Origin of the sequence: Mesorhizobium sp. M0626 (genome assembly GCF_040320665.1) — a bacterium.
Lineage (GTDB): Bacteria > Pseudomonadota > Alphaproteobacteria > Rhizobiales > Rhizobiaceae > Mesorhizobium.
In genome coordinates this window covers 23,445-41,013 of sequence record NZ_JAMYQD010000028.1, presented here as the reverse complement: position 1 = coordinate 41,013, position 17,569 = coordinate 23,445, and the positions used below count along the sequence as shown (strand labels likewise).

18 protein-coding genes are annotated in these 17,569 nt (G+C 63.5%); 4 read left to right on the top strand and 14 right to left on the bottom strand.

The annotated features are described in order from the left end of the window. Position 1 precedes the first annotated feature (1 nt). From NKI37_RS28550 to NKI37_RS28515, 8 genes are all read right to left on the bottom strand, one after another. Positions 2 to 1,369 carry a xanthine dehydrogenase family protein molybdopterin-binding subunit gene (locus NKI37_RS28550; RefSeq protein ID WP_023673042.1) on the bottom strand — a complete coding sequence of 456 codons (1,368 nt, stop codon included), beginning with the start codon at positions 1,367 to 1,369 and terminating at the stop codon, positions 2 to 4. A gap of 11 nt (positions 1,370 to 1,380) precedes the next feature. Further along, complete coding sequence (locus NKI37_RS28545; protein WP_023673043.1) at positions 1,381 to 1,863, bottom strand: (2Fe-2S)-binding protein; 483 nt, start codon at positions 1,861 to 1,863, stop codon at positions 1,381 to 1,383. Between the two features lie 60 nt (positions 1,864 to 1,923). Next, positions 1,924 to 2,718 (bottom strand): FAD binding domain-containing protein, encoded by a 795-nt coding sequence (locus tag NKI37_RS28540; RefSeq protein WP_023673044.1) that lies wholly within the window; start codon positions 2,716 to 2,718, stop codon positions 1,924 to 1,926. 16 nt (positions 2,719 to 2,734) lie between these two features. Further along, complete coding sequence (locus NKI37_RS28535) at positions 2,735 to 3,178, bottom strand: SRPBCC family protein (RefSeq protein WP_023673045.1); 444 nt, start codon at positions 3,176 to 3,178, stop codon at positions 2,735 to 2,737. Positions 3,179 to 3,291: 113 nt separating this feature from the next. Continuing rightward, positions 3,292 to 4,119 carry an AraC family transcriptional regulator gene (locus NKI37_RS28530; protein ID WP_023712094.1) on the bottom strand — a complete coding sequence of 276 codons (828 nt, stop codon included), beginning with the start codon at positions 4,117 to 4,119 and terminating at the stop codon, positions 3,292 to 3,294. A 150-nt stretch (positions 4,120 to 4,269) separates the two neighbouring features. Then, positions 4,270 to 5,040: an SDR family oxidoreductase gene (locus NKI37_RS28525; protein ID WP_023712093.1), complete on the bottom strand. Its 771-nt coding sequence runs from the start codon at positions 5,038 to 5,040 to the stop codon at positions 4,270 to 4,272. A gap of 39 nt (positions 5,041 to 5,079) precedes the next feature. Next, the gene (locus NKI37_RS28520) at positions 5,080 to 6,078 is read right to left on the bottom strand and encodes an ABC transporter permease (protein ID WP_023673048.1); all 999 of its coding nucleotides are present in this window, start codon (positions 6,076 to 6,078) and stop codon (positions 5,080 to 5,082) included. Between the two features lie 41 nt (positions 6,079 to 6,119). Beyond that, complete coding sequence (locus NKI37_RS28515) at positions 6,120 to 6,860, bottom strand: ATP-binding cassette domain-containing protein (RefSeq protein WP_023682237.1); 741 nt, start codon at positions 6,858 to 6,860, stop codon at positions 6,120 to 6,122. Between the two features lie 466 nt (positions 6,861 to 7,326). Here NKI37_RS28515 and NKI37_RS28510 point away from each other — a divergent pair, with 466 nt between their 5' ends. Both NKI37_RS28510 and NKI37_RS28505 read left to right on the top strand, forming a co-directional pair. Then, a complete protein-coding gene (locus tag NKI37_RS28510; protein WP_023673050.1) occupies positions 7,327 to 8,316 on the top strand; it encodes a sugar-binding protein in 990 nt (329 codons plus the stop codon). A gap of 179 nt (positions 8,317 to 8,495) precedes the next feature. After that, positions 8,496 to 9,278, top strand: coding sequence for a FadR/GntR family transcriptional regulator (locus NKI37_RS28505; RefSeq protein WP_023673051.1), 783 nt, complete (start codon positions 8,496 to 8,498; stop codon positions 9,276 to 9,278). 18 nt (positions 9,279 to 9,296) lie between these two features. Here NKI37_RS28505 and NKI37_RS28500 read toward each other — a convergent pair whose 3' ends face one another. After that, entirely contained in the window at positions 9,297 to 10,235 is a 939-nt protein-coding gene (locus tag NKI37_RS28500) for an NAD(P)-dependent oxidoreductase (protein ID WP_023687954.1), read from the bottom strand. 117 nt (positions 10,236 to 10,352) lie between these two features. Between NKI37_RS28500 and NKI37_RS28495 the strand changes: the two genes are divergently transcribed. Together NKI37_RS28495 and NKI37_RS28490 are read left to right on the top strand one after the other, a co-directional pair. Then, positions 10,353 to 11,243: an NAD-dependent epimerase/dehydratase family protein gene (locus NKI37_RS28495; RefSeq protein WP_023699664.1), complete on the top strand. Its 891-nt coding sequence runs from the start codon at positions 10,353 to 10,355 to the stop codon at positions 11,241 to 11,243. Positions 11,244 to 11,350: 107 nt separating this feature from the next. Beyond that, on the top strand, positions 11,351 to 12,127 hold the full coding sequence (locus tag NKI37_RS28490; RefSeq protein WP_023736007.1) for a FadR/GntR family transcriptional regulator: 777 nt from the start codon (positions 11,351 to 11,353) through the stop codon (positions 12,125 to 12,127). A gap of 140 nt (positions 12,128 to 12,267) precedes the next feature. On the opposite strand, the gene NKI37_RS28485 is transcribed toward NKI37_RS28490, so the two are convergent. From NKI37_RS28485 to NKI37_RS28465, 5 genes are all read right to left on the bottom strand, one after another. Continuing rightward, positions 12,268 to 13,374: a Gfo/Idh/MocA family protein gene (locus tag NKI37_RS28485; protein WP_352790985.1), complete on the bottom strand. Its 1,107-nt coding sequence runs from the start codon at positions 13,372 to 13,374 to the stop codon at positions 12,268 to 12,270. 33 nt (positions 13,375 to 13,407) lie between these two features. After that, on the bottom strand, positions 13,408 to 14,244 hold the full coding sequence (locus tag NKI37_RS28480) for an ATP-binding cassette domain-containing protein (protein ID WP_023712088.1): 837 nt from the start codon (positions 14,242 to 14,244) through the stop codon (positions 13,408 to 13,410). Then, positions 14,241 to 15,356: an ABC transporter permease gene (locus NKI37_RS28475; protein WP_023815614.1), complete on the bottom strand. Its 1,116-nt coding sequence runs from the start codon at positions 15,354 to 15,356 to the stop codon at positions 14,241 to 14,243. The genes NKI37_RS28480 and NKI37_RS28475 overlap by 4 nt, the downstream gene beginning before the upstream one ends. A gap of 157 nt (positions 15,357 to 15,513) precedes the next feature. Beyond that, complete coding sequence (locus NKI37_RS28470) at positions 15,514 to 16,482, bottom strand: rhizopine catabolism ABC transporter substrate-binding protein (RefSeq protein ID WP_023687959.1); 969 nt, start codon at positions 16,480 to 16,482, stop codon at positions 15,514 to 15,516. A 62-nt stretch (positions 16,483 to 16,544) separates the two neighbouring features. Then, positions 16,545 to 17,456: a polysaccharide deacetylase family protein gene (locus tag NKI37_RS28465; RefSeq protein ID WP_352790983.1), complete on the bottom strand. Its 912-nt coding sequence runs from the start codon at positions 17,454 to 17,456 to the stop codon at positions 16,545 to 16,547. Between the last annotated feature and the right edge of the window lie 113 nt (positions 17,457 to 17,569).

Here is a 17,569-nt window from a genome sequence, read left to right as displayed (position 1 = left end):
CTCAAGCTCCCTTCTTGTAGGAGGACATCGCCATATACTTCTCCGCCACAGGCCAGTTGGCGGCGCGCGACGCCTCCTGCATACACTCGATCAGCGCCGCTCCTTCGGTCGGCTGGCGATGCGCCTTCATGTCGCCATCGCGATAGGCGTTGATGAAGCGGAATTCGAGCGGGTCCATGCCGATCAGCCGCGCCAGCTTGTCCATCTGCACCTCAAGCGCGAAGTCGCCGATGGTGACGCCGAAGCCGCGCATCGCGGAGGAGGGTGTGCGGTTGGTGTAGACGCAGTAGGTGTCGATCCAGACATTGGGGATGGTGTAGGGGCCGGGATAGTGCGCGGCACCCTTCTGCGCCCCATAAGGCGAGTGGCGCGAATAGGCGCCGGCATCGGTATAGCCGGTCACCTTGCGCGCAACGATGCGGCCATCGTTCATCACGCCGTCCTTGATGATTATCTTTTCGGCGGCGCGGGGTGAGGAGATCTGCATCTCCTCTTCGCGGCTGTAGATGAAGGAGACGGGACGTCCTGTCAGCCTGGCGCCAAGAATGGCGATCGGCTCGACGATGACGTCGACCTTGCCGCCAAAGCCGCCGCCGACAGTGCCGCCGACGAAATGCAGTTTGGAGCCGGGCATCTGCAGGATGATCGACGCGTTGTCGAGGGTGAAGAACATCGCCTGGGTGTTGGTGTAGCAGGTGAAGCGGTCATTGCCTTCGGGCACCACGACGCAGCCCGTGGTCTCGGTCGGCGCATGCTCGATCGGCGAGGACTGGTAGCTCTGTTCCAGGATGTGGTCGGCGCCAGCGAAGCCCGCCTCGACATCGCCGAAGCGCACCTTGCGGCATTCGCCGCTGTCATAGAGGTAATAATTCTGGCCGTGATATTCGTTGACCAAAGGCGCGCCGGGCTTCAGCGCTTCTTCCATGTCGAAGACGGCCGGCAGCACCTCATAATCGACCTTGACCTTGGCTGCCGCTTCCTGAGCCGCGCGCTCGGTCTCGGCCAGCACCGCCACCACGGCCTCGCCCTTCCAGCGCACCTTGCCGTCGGCCAGCACCGTTTCGTCTTCCGGTCCGACCTGGATCAGGATCAGGATGGTGTAGACATTGTGCGGCACATCCTTGGCGGTGAGGATTTTCACCACGCCGGGATGCTTCTCCGCTTCGGAAGTGTCGATCGAACGGATGCGGGCATGGTGGTGCGGACTGCGCACCATTTTCAGGTGAAGCATATTCGGGAAGTTGCGGTCGGCGAAATAGGCGGTCTTGCCCGTCACATGTCCCGGCGAATCCAGCCGAGGCCGCCCATGGCCGATCTCGTGCAGGCCGTCCTTGCGCTGATCGGCGAAATAGTTTTTGCGCAGTTCCATTCTTTTGGTCCTTAGGCCGCGTTCTGCGAATTGGCTCGGGCCGCGGTCAGCACCGCCTGGATGATCGGCTCGTAGCCGGTGCAGCGGCAGATATTGCCGGACAGCGCCTCGACCACATCCTCGCGGCTCGGATTGGGCGTGTGGTCAAGCAGCACCTTGGCGGCCATGATCATGCCCGGCGTGCAGAAGCCGCATTGTGTGGCGAAGGCGTCGAGGAAGGCACGCTGCAGCGGATGCAGGACGCCGGCCTCAGCGAGGCCCGATGTGGTGCGAATGTCGGCGCCGCCGCAGGTCTCGGCCAGCGTCAGGCAAGAGAGCCGGAGTTCGCCGTCGATGATGACCGAACAGGCGCCGCAGGTGCCCTGGTGGCAGCCGCCCTTGGGCGAGGTGTCGCCGATCTTGTCGCGCAGCGCGTGCAGCAGCGTCGTGCCGCTGTCGACAAATTCGGCCTTCTCCGAGCCGTTGAGCGTGAACTGAACCGGAACCTTTGCCATGTTTTCCTCCCAGCGCGCCTGCCCGGTTGATCGGACAGACGCGCGCCCCCCAAGCGGTGGTTAAGTAAGCAGCAGCCGGCCGAGATGGACCGGCAGAACCTCGGCGCGATACCAGGCGCTGGCGATCGGGTCGGTGATTGGCGAGGTGCCTTCACCGGCTGCAGCCAGCGCCGCTGCGACGCCGTCCTGCTCGAGCCTGCTGCCGATCAGTGCCTTTTCCGCAGCACGGGCGCGCATCGGCCGGTCTGCCATGCAGCCGAGCGCGATCCGCGCCGAGGAGACAGTGCCGTCGCCGGCCTGTTCGAGAACGGCGGCGATGCTGAGCACGGAGACGCCCTTCGGCTTGACCCGCGACACTTTCAGGAAGCGGAAATTCTCGGCCTTCGGCAACGCGAAGGCGACTGATGTGACGATGGCGCGGCTGTCGTCCCGCCTGGCCAGAAAATCCTCGATAGGCAATTCCCCATCATCGGTGCCGACCGTCGCATCCAACGCCAGCAGGGCGACAGCGAAATCACCGTAGGGCGCGGGTGCGAACAGATTGCCGCCGACAGTCGCCATATTGCGGATCGCCGGGCCGCCGACGGCGCGCGCAGCCCTGGACAGCGCCGCAAGCTCGGGATGGCGGGCGATGGCCGCCATTGTCACCGAAGCTCCGATGCGGACCTTGCCGCCGGCAACGGTGATCCCGGAGAGGGCCGGATCAGTCGAGCGGACGAGGCCGGTGACGGAGACATCGCCTTCATTGGCGGCGCGCACGACCAGCGTGCCGCCGCCGAGATAGCGGGTGCCGGGCGCCTTCAGCGCCGCGTTGGCATCCCTGACGGCCGAAAAGGTCTGGAGGGCAAGCGCCATGGCAGTCTCCCCTGACTCAGCTCTGGCCAGAAAAATGGCTCTTCAACGCATTGAAGCCACCCTGGAAGACATTGGCGGCCATGCCGGCGGCGATCTTGTCGGCCTCTTCGGGCGCCGCGTCGAAAGTTGCTGTCCATTCGGCATAGGTGCGGTCGCCGTCGGTAACGCGGCGCAATTGCAGCGTCGCTTTGTGATTGGTCAACGGCTGCGGCGTCTCCAGGATGGAGTAGCTGACGCGGAAATTCGCGTCGGAGAAGTCGAGCAGTTTTTCGCGGATACGCGCGCCGCTGGCGAGCTCGAAATTACGCACGCAGCCGATGGTTTCGGCGCTCTTGCCGTCTTCGATATGGCTCTTGACCATGCGCGGATGCCAGCCCGGCAGGCCGTTGAAGTCGCGTATGCGCGCCCAGACCTTTTCGACCGGCGCGTCGATGACGCTGGAGACGGTGACTTCAGCCATATGATCATTCCCCTACGAATTCGATACGCAGCAGGGTAGGGCGGCGGCCGGTGCTGCGCTTATCAATGGGTCTTGCGGCCCTATCAAGGAGTCTGAAAAACGAGCGGCTTGGCTCAGGCCATAGCCCGCGCCGCCTCGCGGTAAAGCGTCGGCGGCACGCCGACATGGTCGCGGAAGAAGCGCGAGAAATTGCCCTGGGTGGTGAAGCCGAGATTGCAGGCGACCGAGATCAGCGGCTCCTGCGACCACTGCAACTGCCGCACGGCTTCCTCCATGCGCAGCGTGTTCCAGTAGACGTTGGGCGTCAGATTGGTCTGTTCCTTGAACAAAGCGAAGAAATGCGGCCGCGACAGGCCGACGCTGCGGGCGACGTCGTCGAACGAAATGCGCTCGCAGACATTGGCCTTCATCAGCTGGATCGCCTTGCGGACGCGGAAATCCTGCATGGTGTTGACGCGGATGCGCGTCTCCTGCGGCGCCGAGGCGTCGGCGGCGTCGAGCACGCTATCGATGAAGCGCTCGATCTCGTAATTGGCGACGTCGTCGATGCTTTCATTATCGCTCAAATGATCGAGCAGGTTGGCGGCGGCCTGGTGCAGCCATGGTTCGAGCGTGATCGCAGCCTGTGCAAACAACGGCGCCGACGAAGGCAGGTCGCGGCGCCGGCGCGCCCAATCCGGATCGATGTAGAAGGCGAGGAACAGGCCGGGCCTGCCGTTGTGCGACAGAATGTGGCTGTGTGGCTGGTAGGAATTGATGCCGGCGGCGGTGCCGGGACCCAGCGGCACCGTCTCGCGGCCGACGGTCATCTCGCCGGCCGTGCCCTCCAGCCAGATGATGATGTGGGCCTCGACATGCGCATGGGTGACGAAGTCGCTGGCGACATTCAGGACAGAAACATGTCCGAACCGGCCCCAATAGAGCCTGATCGCGTCCGTCATGGGTTATACCTCCCGCAGACGACTGGCCTCCCTTCGCCTGCAACGGGATTGTGCGGCTGAGTTCGGGCTCGCGTCAAGGCGCGGGGCGAAAGCCGCTGTGTGCTGCCGGCCGTAGTGGTGGATTTTCAGACTGAGCGATAGGGTTTCCCGTCAAACCGAAGCCGTCATGCCGCCGTCGACATAAAGCGTATGGCCGTTGACGAAGGATGAGGCGTCGGAGGCGAGGAACACGGCGGCGCCGATCAGTTCGTCGACATACCCCCAGCGGCCAGCCGGCGTGCGCTTTTCCAGCCAGGCGGAGAATTCCTGGTTGTCGACCAGCGCCTGGTTCATCTCGGTGCGGAAATAGCCGGGGGCGATGGCATTGATCTGCAAGCCGTATTTCGCCCAGTCGGTGCACATGCCACGGGTCAAATTGCGGATCGCGCCCTTGGTCGCCGTATAGGGCGCGATGTTGGGCCGGGCGAGTTCGCTCTGCACCGAGCCGATGTTTATGATCTTGCCTTTGCCGCGCGCGATCATGTTGCGGGCGACCGCCTTGCCGGCATGGAAGGCGCCGGAGACATTGGTCTTGAACAGCCGCTCCCACTGCTCCTCGGGAAAGTCCTCGAGCGGGGCGCGAAACTGCACGCCGGCATTGTTGATCAGGATGTCGATGGCGCCGATCTCGGCCTCGATGCGGGCGACATCGGCATCGACCGCGCGAAAATCAGTCACGTCGAAGGTCGAGGGGTGCGCTTTGAAGCCGGCGTCGCGCAAGCCGGCGACAGCACCGGCAACCTTGCCGGCATCGCGGCCGTTGAGCACGACACTTGCGCCATGCTCGGCAAGGCCGCGCGCCAGCGCCAGGCCGATGCCTTGGCCGGAGCCGGTGATCAGCGCCAGCCGCCCGTTGAGGTCGAACAGGGATTTCGATGTCAAGGCAACGGTTTCCAGCCGGAAGATTCAGTCCAAAAACATTCAGTCATTGCGCCTGAAGTTGCGGATCCGGTCGAACAGCACCGCGAGCAGGATGGCGCCGCCGATGAACACGCCTTGCCAGAAAGCATTGATGCCGAGCAGACCAAGGCTGTTGCGGATCACTTCGATGAGCGCGGCACCGACAATGGCGCCGAAGGCGGTGCCGACGCCGCCGGCGAGATTGGCGCCGCCGATGACGGTGGCGGCGATGACCTGCAGTTCCATGCCGGTTCCGAGATTGGTGGTGACGGCGCCAAGCCATCCGGTCTGGATGATGCCGGCAATGCCCGCCGCCAGCGCCGAGATCATATAGACGGCGACCTTGATCTGCTTGACGGGAACGCCGGTCAGCGTCGCGGCGTGCTCATTGCCGCCAATGGCGAAGATGTGGCGGCCAAACTTGGTCCAGCGCAGCGTGAAGCCGGTGATCAGCGCCAAAAGGATCATGTAGAGCACCGGATTGGCGATGCCGAACACCCAGGCGCCGCCGCCCAGCGCCAGAAGCTTGTCGTGATCGGGGCCGAACTGGAAGACGACGGTGTTGTTGGAGGCGACCATGGCGAGGCTGCGCGCAATCGACAGCATGCCGAGCGTCACCACGAAGGGTGGAAAGCCGAGATAGGCGATCATGATGCCGTTGAAGGCGCCTATGGCGAGCGCGGTGGCGATCGAGGCGAGGATGCCGACCTCGATGGAGTAGCCGGCATGCATGGTGACGGCCAGCACCATTGACGACAGGCAGAGCACCGAACCGACCGACAGGTCGATGCCACCGGTGATGATGACGAAGGTCATGCCGAGCGCGATGATGGCGACGAAGGTGATGTTGCGGGTGATGTTGTAAAGGTTCTTCGACGTTGCGAAGGCGTCGGTGGCAAAAGACAGGAACAGGCAGGCCAGGATGACCGCGATCACCACCCAGAAGGTCTGGCTGGCAAACAGTCTTGCCGGCAAGGATTGCTGCTTTTGTTCGATCGGCTGGTCAATTGTCAGTGCCATCGTCGACCTTCATCTGCTGTGCGTGGTGAAATTCGCTGAGATCAAACCTGTTCGATGGCGCCGGTGATCAGCCCGGTGACTTCCTCGGGCGAACTTGACGCAATCGTCTTGTCGGCGACCTTGCGGCCGCGCCGCATGACGATGACGCGGTCGGCGACGGTGAACACGTCAGGCATGCGGTGGCTGATCAGCACCACTGCGATGCCCTGGTCGCGCAAATGGCGGATCAGGTTCAGCACTTCGGCGACCTGGCGCACCGAGATCGCGGCCGTCGGTTCGTCCATCAACACGATCTTGGCCTGCGACAGCATGGTGCGCGCGATCGCCACCGCCTGACGCTGGCCGCCCGACATCTGCTTGACGAGGTCGCGCGGACGGGTCTCGGACTTCAACTCGGCGAATAGCTGGCCGGCGCGCTTGTACATGGCGGCATAGTCGAGGATGCGTAAAGGGCCGAGGCCGCGGCGCAATTCACGGCCGAGATAGACATTGGCGGCAGCGGTCAGATTGTTGCACAGCGCCAGGTCCTGGTGGACGATCTCGATGCCGTGCTGGCGAGCTTCCGCCGGCTTGTGCAGGATCAACTCCTTGCCGTCCATCCGCATGACGCCATGGCTGGGGCGGAAATTGCCGGCGATCATCTTGACCAGCGTCGACTTGCCGGCGCCGTTGTCGCCCATCAGGCCGACCACCTGTCCGGGCTCGATCGACAGCGATACGTCGTTGACCGCCTGGATTGCGCCGAAATGCCTCGAGATATTGGTGAGTTCGAGAACCGCCACCAGTCTTTGCCTCCCCGTGTTTTGCGACCCGCTGCTGTTCCCGGCGTGAATGCCGGCGCTGCTTTGGCCCCGCTCTCCCCATCTCCTCCCGGAAACAGCGTCAGCGTTGTTTTACGCAAAAGCCGGCGCTCGTCAATCAATTGTCGGACGAATTGAAGCGTTGGTTATCCAAAAATCCGTTTTGTAGGACAAATAGCATTGACGTTGGCCGCAAGCCGATATTAGCTAAGCGTCGGAGGAGATTGTGCCGATGTCGCTGGCGGTTAGCCGGGCGGAATCGGCGGAGGTTTATCGGTCGAGGTTGCGGCGCCACCCATGTGTTGAGCCGGGCCAATGCCGCATCTGGAAATGCTTATCGATCTGTCTTGGCGACACGAGTGCTCGTGAAACGAACCTCGGTCATTAAGCATCCGGTCGATCTGTGTGGCGGGCACGCCGTGTCCGTCTGTTTCAAGGGAGGACTGACATGAGGAAAACACTTTTGCTCGCCGCCGTCGCCGCCATGGCGCTGGGCGCCGGGCCGGCTTTGGCCAAGAAACAGCTCGTCATCGTGGTGAAGGGTCTCGACAATCCATTCTTCGAAGCCATCCACCAGGGCTGCGAGAAATGGAACAAGGAAAATGCAAGCTCGGAATATGAATGCTTCTACACCGGCCCGGCATCGACCTCCGACGAGGCCGGCGAAGCGCAGATCGTTCAGGACATGCTGAGCAAGGCCGACACGGTGGCAATGGCGATTTCGCCATCCAACGCGCCGCTGATCGCTCAGACGATCAAGACCGCCAATCCGACGATCCCGATCATGACGCTCGACGCCGATCTCAGCAAGGAAGATGCCGCGCTGCGCAAGACCTATCTCGGCACCGACAACTATTTGATGGGTCACAAGATCGGCGAGTACATCAAGAAGGGCAAGCCGAACGGCGGCACGATCTGTACCATCGAAGGCAATCCCGCGGCCGACAACATCCTGCGCCGCGCGCAGGGCATGCGTGACGCGCTGTCGGGCAAGGAAGGCCTGGCGGCACTTGCCGGCGAAGGCGGCTGGACCGAAGTCGCCGGTTGCCCGGTGTTCACCAATGACGACGGCGCCAAGGGCGTGCAGGCGATGACCGACATCCTCGCCGCCAATCCCAAGCTCGACGCCTTCGGCATCATGGGCGGCTGGCCGCTGTTTGGCGCACCGCAGCCCTATCGCGACCTGTTCGGGCCGCTCAAGGACCGCATCGCCAGCAACGACTTCGTCATCGGCGCCGCCGATACGATCGGCGATGAAGTAGCGATCGCCCGTGACGGCCTTGTGACTGCTCTGGTCGGTCAGCGGCCGTTCGAAATGGGCTACAAGGCACCGTCGGTGATGATCGATCTGGTCGAAGGCAAGGCCGTCGCCGATCCGGTGTTCACCGGCCTCGACGAATGCACCAAGGACACGGTCGACACCTGCATCCAGAAGTAGGTTCTCGATTTCGGGGCGCCCTTTGACGGGCGCCCCGTCTCTTCCCGGACGGACGCAACGGTTGGGGCAGCAGGCTCCGGCTTTGACGCGTCTGTAGTTTGGATTTTCGGCAACGAGATCGGCGCGCCGTGCAGGTTCGGACCAGTCCGGACGCAGACGGCCGACGCATTGGAACGTGAATGCCGGACGAGAAATCAAAGAAGCGAACCGAGCGGGCCAAGGCACAAGCCAGCCGCGGTCCGGCTGTCATGCGCAGGGCCGGTGCCGCGCATTTTCCGGGAGCGAGCGTCCATGTCTCGCTGGCCGGCGAGATCGGCCTCAGAATCGTGCGCGGCGATTATCCGCCCGGCACCATTCTGCCCAACGAGGCCAAATGGGCCGAGATCTTCGATGTCAGTCGTTCGGCGGTGCGCGAAGCCATCAAGATGCTGATGGCCAAAAGCCTGCTGGCTTCACGGCCCAAGATCGGCAGCTGGGTCGAGCCCAGGGAACGCTGGAACCTGCTCGACCGCGATGTGCTGGCCTGGTACGCGACCGGGCCGGACCGGGAAGCCTTCCTGCGCACGGTGCAGGAGTTCCGTCACATCATCGAGCCGGAAGCGTCGGCCTTTGCCGCTACGCGGCGCAACGACGAGCAGATGGACGAGATCAGCCAGGCCTGTCGTGAGATGGGCGAGGCTCTGAACCTGCAGGAGCGTATCCGCGCCGATACGCGTTTTCACCTCGCCATACTGCGCGCCTCGGGCAACGATCTGCTGGTGCCGCTTGGCGTTCTGATCGAGTCGGCGCTCGATCATCTCTTTGTCTTCGTCACACGCGAGACCAGCGATCAGCGGCGGGCGCAGGCGCTGCATGAGGCGATCGAGAAGAACATCCGCCTGCAGCGTCCTGCGGCCGCGCGCAATGCGGTGCACAAACTGCTCGCCAACACCGACGATGTTATCGGCCGGTCGAGGCGCTGACACAGGCTTTTCGCCACCTCAAATCGTCTGCTTCTTGCCATCCTTGCTGGGCATCAGGTCGACGCCGTTGACCTTGCCGATATATGTCGCCAGCATCGGCACGAATTGCTCGGCCGGGCCAGTGGCATGGGCACCGGCGAAGGAGTTCTTGGTGGCGTTGCCGAGCGGGTTGGCGATGCCGGCCGCGCCCGCCATCGATTCCAGATAGGTCAGGTCCTTGAAGGCGTTGGCGATGGTGAATTTATGTGCGTCGCGGTCGCCCTCCAGCGTCCAGCGCATGAAGGTCTGGTAGAAGCCGCAATCCATGCGGCCGTTGCGGATGACGCTGTCGAAACGCGGTGGCGAGATGCCGACCTTTTCGGCCAGCGCCAGCGCCTCGGAATAGATCGCGGCATAGCCCAGCGAGATGAAGTTGTTGAGCAGCTTCATGCGGTGGCCGTCACCTGTATCGCCAATATGAACGATGCGGCCGGCCCAGGTTTCGATGACCGGCTTCACACGGGCAAACAGCGCGTCGGGCGCGCCGACCATGGCGTCGAGCGTGCCTTCCCAGGCTTCCTTCGGGGTGCGGCTGAGCGGTGCATCGACGAAGTCGACGCCGATCTCCTTCAGTTCCGCCGCCAGCGCCACCGTCGAGACCGGATCGGCGGTCGAGCAGTCGACGACGACCGAACCCTTCTTCAAGCCCTCCTTGAGGCCGCCGGGGCCGCGGATGATGGCTTCCACTTCGCGCGAGCCGGTGACGCAGATGAAGACGATGTCGGACGCCGCCGCCACGTCGCGCGAAGTCGCCGCCTCCTTGGCGCCCCGGCCAATCAGGTCCTCCGCCGGCTTGCGGTTCTTGCGGCCGAGGAAGGTCAGGCCATAGCCCTTGTCGACGATGTTCTTGGCAATGCCGTGCCCCATCAGGCCAAGGCCGATAAAGCCGATCTTTTCGCTCGCGGCGGTCGTGGTCATGTCTTGAAGTCCTGTTGCGATGATTGATAGTGGGCGCCGCCGTGTGGCGGGCGAGGGTGGTTGCGGAATGCCATATTGTCTGACAATACACGGAAATCCTAGGCATTGGAGACGAAAATGACGAAGCGGATCATGTTCACCGGCGGCAGCGGCAAGGCCGGTCGCCATGTCGTGCAATATCTGGTCGAACAGGGCTGCCAGGTGCTCAACATCGACACCAGGCCGCTCGACAATCCCAAGGTGCGCACGCTGATCACCGACATCACCGACAGCGGCCAGGTGTTCAACGCGCTGTCGAGCTATATGGGCCTGCATGAATTCGATCCGTCGCTGCGCCCGCAGCCGGTCGATGCCGTGGTGCATTTCGCCGCCATACCGCGCATCATGATCACGACCGACAATGAGGCGTTCCGCATCAATGCGATGGGCACCTACAACGTCATCGAGGCGGCGGTGAAGCTCGGCATCCCGAAGGTGGTGATCGCGTCCAGCGAGACCACCTACGGCGTGGTGTTCGCCAACGAGCCGCGCGATCCCAAATATTTCCCACTCGACGAAGAATACGACGTCGATCCGATGGACAGCTATGCTCTGTCCAAGGTCGTCAACGAGCACACGGCGCGCGCCTTTGCGCAGCGCAACGGCACCGATATCTATGCCTTGCGCATCGGCAACGTCATCGAACCGCACGAATATTCGCTGTTTCCGAAGTGGTTTGCCGATCCGGGCTTTCGCAAGCGCATCGCCTGGAGCTATGTCGACGCGCGCGATCTCGGCCAGATCACGCTGCGCGCCGTTGAAACGGACGGGCTCGGCTTCCAGGTGTTCAACGCCGCCAATGACGACACCTCGTCCGACCTGCCGACGGCCGAACTTTTGAAGCGGTTTTACCCCGACGTGCCGGTCAAGGCGGATCTCGGCGAATATGAAACGCTGCTCTCGAACCGCAAGGCCAGGGACATGCTCGGCTTCCGTCCCGAGCACAGCTGGCGCAAATACGTCAAATAGGACGGCCGGGGGCAAGGTTGCGACCTGATCTGTGCACAGCCGCAGGCTTTGCCGTCAACGTCCCGTCCTTTGCTTGACAGCTTTCGAAATCCGGACTTTGTGGACGCATGAGGGACGGAAAGCCGAATAAGGGAAAGAAGCCTGAAAAGGCGGCATCCGGCGAGCGCCCGGCGACCCTTCGCCGGGCTGACGCCACCCGGATGCCCGGCACCAGCGTGCATGCCTCGCTGGCCAGCGAAATCGGGCTTCGGATCGTGCGCGGCGACTATCCGCCAGGCACCATCCTGCCCAATGAAGCCAAATGGTCCGAAACCTTCAACGTCAGTCGCTCTGCGGTGCGCGAAGCGATCAAGATGCTGATGGCCAAAAGCCTTTTGGCGTCGCGCCCCAAGATCGGCAGTTGGGTGGAGCCCAGGGAGCGCTGGAACCTGCTCGATCGCGATGTGCTCGCCTGGTACGCGACCGCGCCCGACCGTGAGGTGTTCCTGAAGACGGTGCAGGAATTCCGCCACATCATCGAGCCGGAAGCGACTGCCTTCGCAGCCATGCGACGCACCGAGGAGCAGATGGCCGAGATCAGCCAGGCCTGCCGCGAGATGGGCGAGGCGCCGAGCCTGCAGGAGCGCACGCGCGCCGATACGCGTTTCCATCTGGCCATCCTGCGCGCCTCCGGCAACGATCTGCTGGTGCCGCTCGGCGTGCTGATCGAATCCGCCTTCGATCATCTGTTCACCTATACGACGCGCGAACTCGACGATCTGCAGCATGCACAGCAACTGCACGAGGCGATCGAGAAGGCCATCCGCCTGCAGCGGCCGGAGGCGGCCCGCAACGCGGTGCGCAAGCTGCTCGCCAATACCGACGGCGTCATCAACACCCGGTAGGATATGCTGATATTCAGGTGAGGCCGGCCTGCAAACGCCGGCTTTCGCGCTTCACGTACTTAAGTACGCTCCGCTCCGGTTCTCGAAATCCAACGTTTTCGGCGCGGCCTGACCTGAATCTCAACACATCCTGCGAGCGCTCAGCCGGCCTGCGAAGTGGCCAGGTGCTGCCTGGTCAGCGCGACCAGCAGCGCCTGGTCGCGGGCGGCGTGCTCGGGGCGGTTGACCACCTCGTCGCCATTGACGATCGCACCCCAGAAGCCGCGCAGTTCCTCGACGAAGGCTTCGCCGTAGCCGGCACGCAGATCCTTCGTCGACAGTGTGTGGCCGTCCGAGGTCTTCACAGTCAGCCGGGTCGGATGATGGTTGAGCCAGGGCGAGGGGAATTCGAGCTCAAGGCTGGCATCGTCGAAGAACAGCGTGATGCGTTCCTTGTAGTCGGCGAGCTTCGGCACGGTGAGATGCGTCATCGTCCACAGCGCCTGGCCGTCGAGCAGTTTTACCGCGCCCTGGCCGCCATCGCCATTGGCGAAGATCTGCGCGCCGACAACCTCGCCCTCCGGCACGCTGAGCGCGTCGAGCAGGCCGTGCACGGCATTCACATCGTGAATCAAGGCGGAGCTGTAAGCGCCGGTAAACCCACGGAAAGCCAGATCGGTCATGGGCTGGCCGATGGCGCGCTCGACCTGTTGTTTCTGCTTGCTTTGCGCGGCGGCAATCAGCTCCTCGGGAATGTCGTTGCCTCGCTTGTAGCGCTGGTGGGCGATGAACGGCCAGGCATCGGGATCGTTGACCTCGACCGAGACGGACCGCAACGTCTTTGCCGTGCCGGGCAGCGAGGCCAGCGCCAGCCGGTAGCTCGGATCGAAGCGTTTCATATAGCCGACCTGCATGACCTTGCCGGCCTTGTCGCGCGCGGCGATGATCTCGGCGATTTCCGCCGGGGAATAGCAGAGCGGCTTTTCGCAGAAGACATGCAGGCCGCACCCAAGGGCGGCCAGTACCTGCTCGTGATGAAGCGGGTCGGGCGAGCCGATGACGACGGCGTCGAGCTTCTGGCCGAACAGTTGCTCCGGCGTTTCGAAATTGGCGATGCCGTGAATTTCGCTGACATATTCCCGCGAAATCCTTGACGGGTCGGCAACGCCGACCAGTTCGAACAGGTCGCCGAGCCGCAACAGGTTTGGAATATGCTCGACCTGCGAAATCATGCCGGCGCCGATGACGCCGACGCGTATCCTGCTCATGCTGTTAATACTCTCTGCAAAAGTGTTCCAGGCTCAGGGTGCGGCGGCCGGCCGGTTGCCGATCTGCGCCAACAGCCCGGCAATCTCAGCTTCCACCGCCTTCAAATCCTCGCCGCCCGACATGATGGAAATCACCTCGTCGCGCGAGATCTCGGACTTGGCGTATGTACCGCGATTGCGGCCGCGGTTGAGCAGCGTGAAAGTGTCACCTACAGGGTAGGCGTGGTGGATGTTGTGGCTGATGAAGATCACGGCCAGGCCGCGCATGCGCGCCTCGATGATGAATTTCAGCACCATCGCCGCCTGATGCACGCCGAGCGCCGAGGTCGGTTCGTCCAAAATCAGCACCTTGGCGCCGAAATGCACGGCGCGTGCGATCGCCACCGACTGGCGCTCGCCGCCCGACAGCGTGCCGACGGCCTGCGTCGGGTCGCGCACGTCGATGCCGATATCGGCCATCGCCTGGCGGGCAATTGTGTTGGCGCGCTCCTTGTCGAAGCGCGAGAAGGGCAGGCGGCTTCTGGTCGGCTCGCGGCCGAGGAAGAAGTTGCGCGTGATCGACATCAGCGAGATCATGCCGAGGTCCTGGAAGACCGTCGCGACGCCGAGGTCCTGCGCGTCGCGCGGGCTGCGGAACGTGACGGGCTTGCCGTCGACGAAAATCTCGCCCTTGGTCGGCCGGTGCACGCCCGACAGAACCTTGATCAGCGTCGACTTGCCGGCGCCGTTGTCGCCCAGCAAGCAGTGCACCTCGCCGGGATAGACCTTGATGTCGATATCCTGCAGCGCGCGCACCGAGCCGAAATTGACCGATACACCACGCAATTCCATGGCTGGCTGGATGGCCGGGGATGGGTTTGGATAGGTCATTTGCCACCTCCGCGTCCGAGCGCCTTGAGGCGGATGTAGTTGTTGACGAGCACGGCCATCAAGATGACGATGCCGAGGAAGACCTTGAACCAGTCGGTGTCGATGCCGGTGTAGAAGATGCCCATCTGCACCAGGCCGAAGATCAGCGCGCCGAACAGCACGCCATAGACGGTGCCGTAGCCGCCGGTGAGCAGCACGCCGCCGATGACCGCGGCGATGATCGCCTCGAATTCCTTGAGCAGGCCGCGCGTGGTGTCGGCGGAGCCGGCCTCCATCACCTGGATGGTGGCAAGCAAGGTCGCGGCACAGGCGGTGTAGATGAACAGCGCGATCTTAACCCGGTCGACCGGCACGCCGACATTGCGGGCGGCATTGAGGTCGCCGCCGGTGGCGAAGATCCAGTTGCCGTATTTGGTCTGGGTCAAGACATAGCCGGCAAGCGCTGTCAGTCCGAGCCACCAGACGATCGACATCGGAATGCCGACGACGAAGGGAATGCCGTCGGTGCGGGTGGCGATCCAACCTTGCGTGCCCATCCATTGGAAGAAGCCAGTCAGGAGATGGCCGTTGAACAGGCCCGCGGTTGCCGGGTCCGGCGCGCCGTCGAGGATGTAGGGGATCTGCGTGCGGCCGGTGACGGCGCGGGTGATGCCGATCGACAGGCCGCGCAGGATGTAGAGCGACGCCAGCGTCACGATGAAGGAGGGCAGGCGGGTCTTCACAACGATCAGGCCGTTGACGTAGCCGGTGAGGATGGCGACAGCGAAGGCGCAGGCGATGCCGCCCCACAGCGGCAAGCCCCAATATTTCACCGTCAGTCCGATGACGACGCCGGCGAAGCCGACCATCGAGCCGACGGAGAGATCGAACTCGCCGGCGATGATGAGAAGGGCTGCGGCCGTGGCGATGATGCCGAGTTCGGCTGCCAGCGTCAGGAAGGTCATCGACCCCTGCAGCGAATAGAGGTTCGACGCACCCGGCAGCAGGGCGAAGATGATGATGGTGGCGATGAGGCCGCCGGCGGCACCGGCTTCGGGCCGGCGCAGCCATTGCGTCAGCCGGCCGGTGCTGGCCAGCCGCTCGTCAGTGCCGGCAGCCCGTTTCGACGTCATGCCGAAACGGTCCTTGCCCAGTACCCCGGGGGCCGGCGCTTCTGGAGGTATCGCCTTGTCTTCCACAACAGCCATTAGGCTCCCCAATCGCTCACTTCGCAATCTCGACCAGAGACGGGGAGCGCATGGCGGCTCCCCGATCCGTTTTGGTCTTGCCTTAGCGGATGCCGTCCTTGGCGAGCGCCAGGATCGCCTTGGCCTTGTCGGGCGAGTCGATGAACAGCGGCCCGGTGTAGGCGTTGTTCTGCGGCCAGAAGCCATGTGTGGCATGCTCGACCAGATAGATCACCGGCAGGTATCCCATCAGATATTGCTGGGCGTCCATGCCGAAGCCCATTTCGCCGGCGACGACGGAATCCAGGACTTCGGGGCTGATGTCGAAGGTGTAGAGCTTGATCTTGCCGAACAGTTCCTTCTGCCGGAAGAACGGGATCAGCGGATTGGCGGCGGTGGCGCCGAGCGCAAACACCGCCTGGGTGTCGGGATGCGCCGACAGATAGGCTTCGGTGCGGCGCTGGATGTCGGCCGGATCGGGCGACACGGTAAGCACCTCGGTGCCGCCGCCTGACGGCTTCAGCCCGTCATTCAACCCCTGGCAGCGCTGGTCGAGACTGACATTGCCGACCTCGTGGTTGATGCAGACGACCTTGAGTGTGCCTTCCTTGGCCAGCCGCTCGCCGGCCTTCTTGCCGGAATCATATTCGGAGACGGTGCCGACATAGAGAGAGGTGCCGAGTTCGGCGCCTTCCTTCTCGCCGGAATCCAGGACGACCATCGGAATGTTGGCGGCAAGTCCGGCCTTGACCGATTTACCAAGTGCATTGGCGTCGGCAATGGAGACGGCGATGCCGTCTGGATTGGTGGCGATGGCCGCGTCGAGCAGGCGGGCCTGCTCGACCACGTCGAACACTTGCGGCGCATAATATTCGACCTTGGCGCCGGTGAGCGCCGCCGCATCGTCGACGCCGCGCTTGACCACCGACCAGTAGGGATCGGAGGCCGAGCCATGCACCACGAAGGTGATGCGGACATCCTTCGGGTCCTTCAGGCCCGCGGCCTGCACGACACCCGCCAGCATACTCATCGAGACAAGCGCGCCGAGCGCCAGTTTCAGAACAGTCTTCATGTCATTCTCCCATTGTCGTTGCAGTTCCAATTCCCTCTTTGCGCCTCGGCCGACGGATCGGCTTACGGCGCTGACCGGGTGGCCGCTTTGCGGGCCTTTGCCGGTGTCGATGCCCCGAGCCGTGCACGAAGCTCCTCGCGCAGCGGCTTCATGCCGATGATGTCGATGTCCTGCGCGCCGAGCCAGTCGCGGAAAGCCTGGTCGCGGAAGAGTTCGTATTCCTCGGTGCGGATATAGGCGGAGCGCGGCTCGATGAGTTCCAACTCGCCCGGCGCGTTGAAGTGCAGGCAAAAGAAGGTCAGGCCTTCGCGCACCCCTTCGACCAATGCCCTGTAGGCGGGCCCTATCGGCTTGGAGCGTGGACGGCCCCAGGTCGTCTGAATGGCGGCGTCGAAGATGACAAAGCCCTTGGCCCGGGCTTCAGTGACGCCGCGCTGGAACGCCGCTTCGGTGACGCCAACCAGATTGTCGTTGGGCGAATAGGCCGACAGCGTTTTGGTCAACAGCACCGGCAAGCGATATTCCAGGCCGAGCTTGATGTAGACGTCGCAAAATTCGGGCGACAGCGCTGCCCCCATATGGGCGTCAAGATGAGTGACGTCGATGCCGGCGCGGTAGGCGGTGTCGATCTGGGCGCGAAGCTCGGTTTCCACCGCTTGCGGTGCTGCCTTGCGGCGGGTGGTCGCGACATCGGGCCAGAAATAGCCGAACTCGTCCGTCAGGCCGGCCGCGCGCGACGGCGACGTCAGCGGCCGCCATTTGTAGTGCTGCTTTTCGCTGTTCAGCGTCAGGTGGACGCCGAGATCGAGCCGGGGATCGGCGGCTGCCGCTTCGGCCATCTCAGGGAACCATGGGCACGGCACCATCACGGCGCCGGAGCTGCAGGCGCCGTGTGCGGTCAGTTCGAGGAAGGCGCTGTTGGCGCCATGGCACATGCCGACATCGTCTTCATGCAGGACGAGCTGTCGCGTCATGGACGGCCACCGTCTTGCCGGCCACCATCTTGCCGGCACCCCGGTTTCGAGGGTCTTCCAAAGTGTGTCCCGTGCTGCATGGAACCGACCGTTTGCCCAACTGGACGCGATGG

What these genes read in the sequence shown, in the direction of transcription:
- NKI37_RS28550 (WP_023673042.1), bottom strand. Translation starts at nt 1,369, where the DNA reads ATGGAACTGCGCAAAAACTATTTCGCCGATCAGCGCAAGGACGGCCTG.
- NKI37_RS28545 (WP_023673043.1), bottom strand. Translation starts at nt 1,863, where the DNA reads ATGGCAAAGGTTCCGGTTCAGTTCACGCTCAACGGCTCGGAGAAGGCC.
- NKI37_RS28540 (WP_023673044.1), bottom strand. Translation starts at nt 2,718, where the DNA reads ATGGCGCTTGCCCTCCAGACCTTTTCGGCCGTCAGGGATGCCAACGCG.
- NKI37_RS28535 (WP_023673045.1), bottom strand. Translation starts at nt 3,178, where the DNA reads ATGGCTGAAGTCACCGTCTCCAGCGTCATCGACGCGCCGGTCGAAAAG.
- NKI37_RS28530 (WP_023712094.1), bottom strand. Translation starts at nt 4,119, where the DNA reads ATGACGGACGCGATCAGGCTCTATTGGGGCCGGTTCGGACATGTTTCT.
- NKI37_RS28520 (WP_023673048.1), bottom strand. Translation starts at nt 6,078, where the DNA reads ATGGCACTGACAATTGACCAGCCGATCGAACAAAAGCAGCAATCCTTG.
- NKI37_RS28510 (WP_023673050.1), top strand. Translation starts at nt 7,327, where the DNA reads ATGAGGAAAACACTTTTGCTCGCCGCCGTCGCCGCCATGGCGCTGGGC.
- NKI37_RS28505 (WP_023673051.1), top strand. Translation starts at nt 8,496, where the DNA reads ATGCCGGACGAGAAATCAAAGAAGCGAACCGAGCGGGCCAAGGCACAA.
- NKI37_RS28500 (WP_023687954.1), bottom strand. Translation starts at nt 10,235, where the DNA reads ATGACCACGACCGCCGCGAGCGAAAAGATCGGCTTTATCGGCCTTGGC.
- NKI37_RS28495 (WP_023699664.1), top strand. Translation starts at nt 10,353, where the DNA reads ATGACGAAGCGGATCATGTTCACCGGCGGCAGCGGCAAGGCCGGTCGC.
- NKI37_RS28490 (WP_023736007.1), top strand. Translation starts at nt 11,351, where the DNA reads ATGAGGGACGGAAAGCCGAATAAGGGAAAGAAGCCTGAAAAGGCGGCA.
- NKI37_RS28485 (WP_352790985.1), bottom strand. Translation starts at nt 13,374, where the DNA reads ATGAGCAGGATACGCGTCGGCGTCATCGGCGCCGGCATGATTTCGCAG.
- NKI37_RS28480 (WP_023712088.1), bottom strand. Translation starts at nt 14,244, where the DNA reads ATGACCTATCCAAACCCATCCCCGGCCATCCAGCCAGCCATGGAATTG.
- NKI37_RS28475 (WP_023815614.1), bottom strand. Translation starts at nt 15,356, where the DNA reads ATGACGTCGAAACGGGCTGCCGGCACTGACGAGCGGCTGGCCAGCACC.
- NKI37_RS28470 (WP_023687959.1), bottom strand. Translation starts at nt 16,482, where the DNA reads ATGAAGACTGTTCTGAAACTGGCGCTCGGCGCGCTTGTCTCGATGAGT.
- NKI37_RS28465 (WP_352790983.1), bottom strand. Translation starts at nt 17,456, where the DNA reads ATGACGCGACAGCTCGTCCTGCATGAAGACGATGTCGGCATGTGCCAT.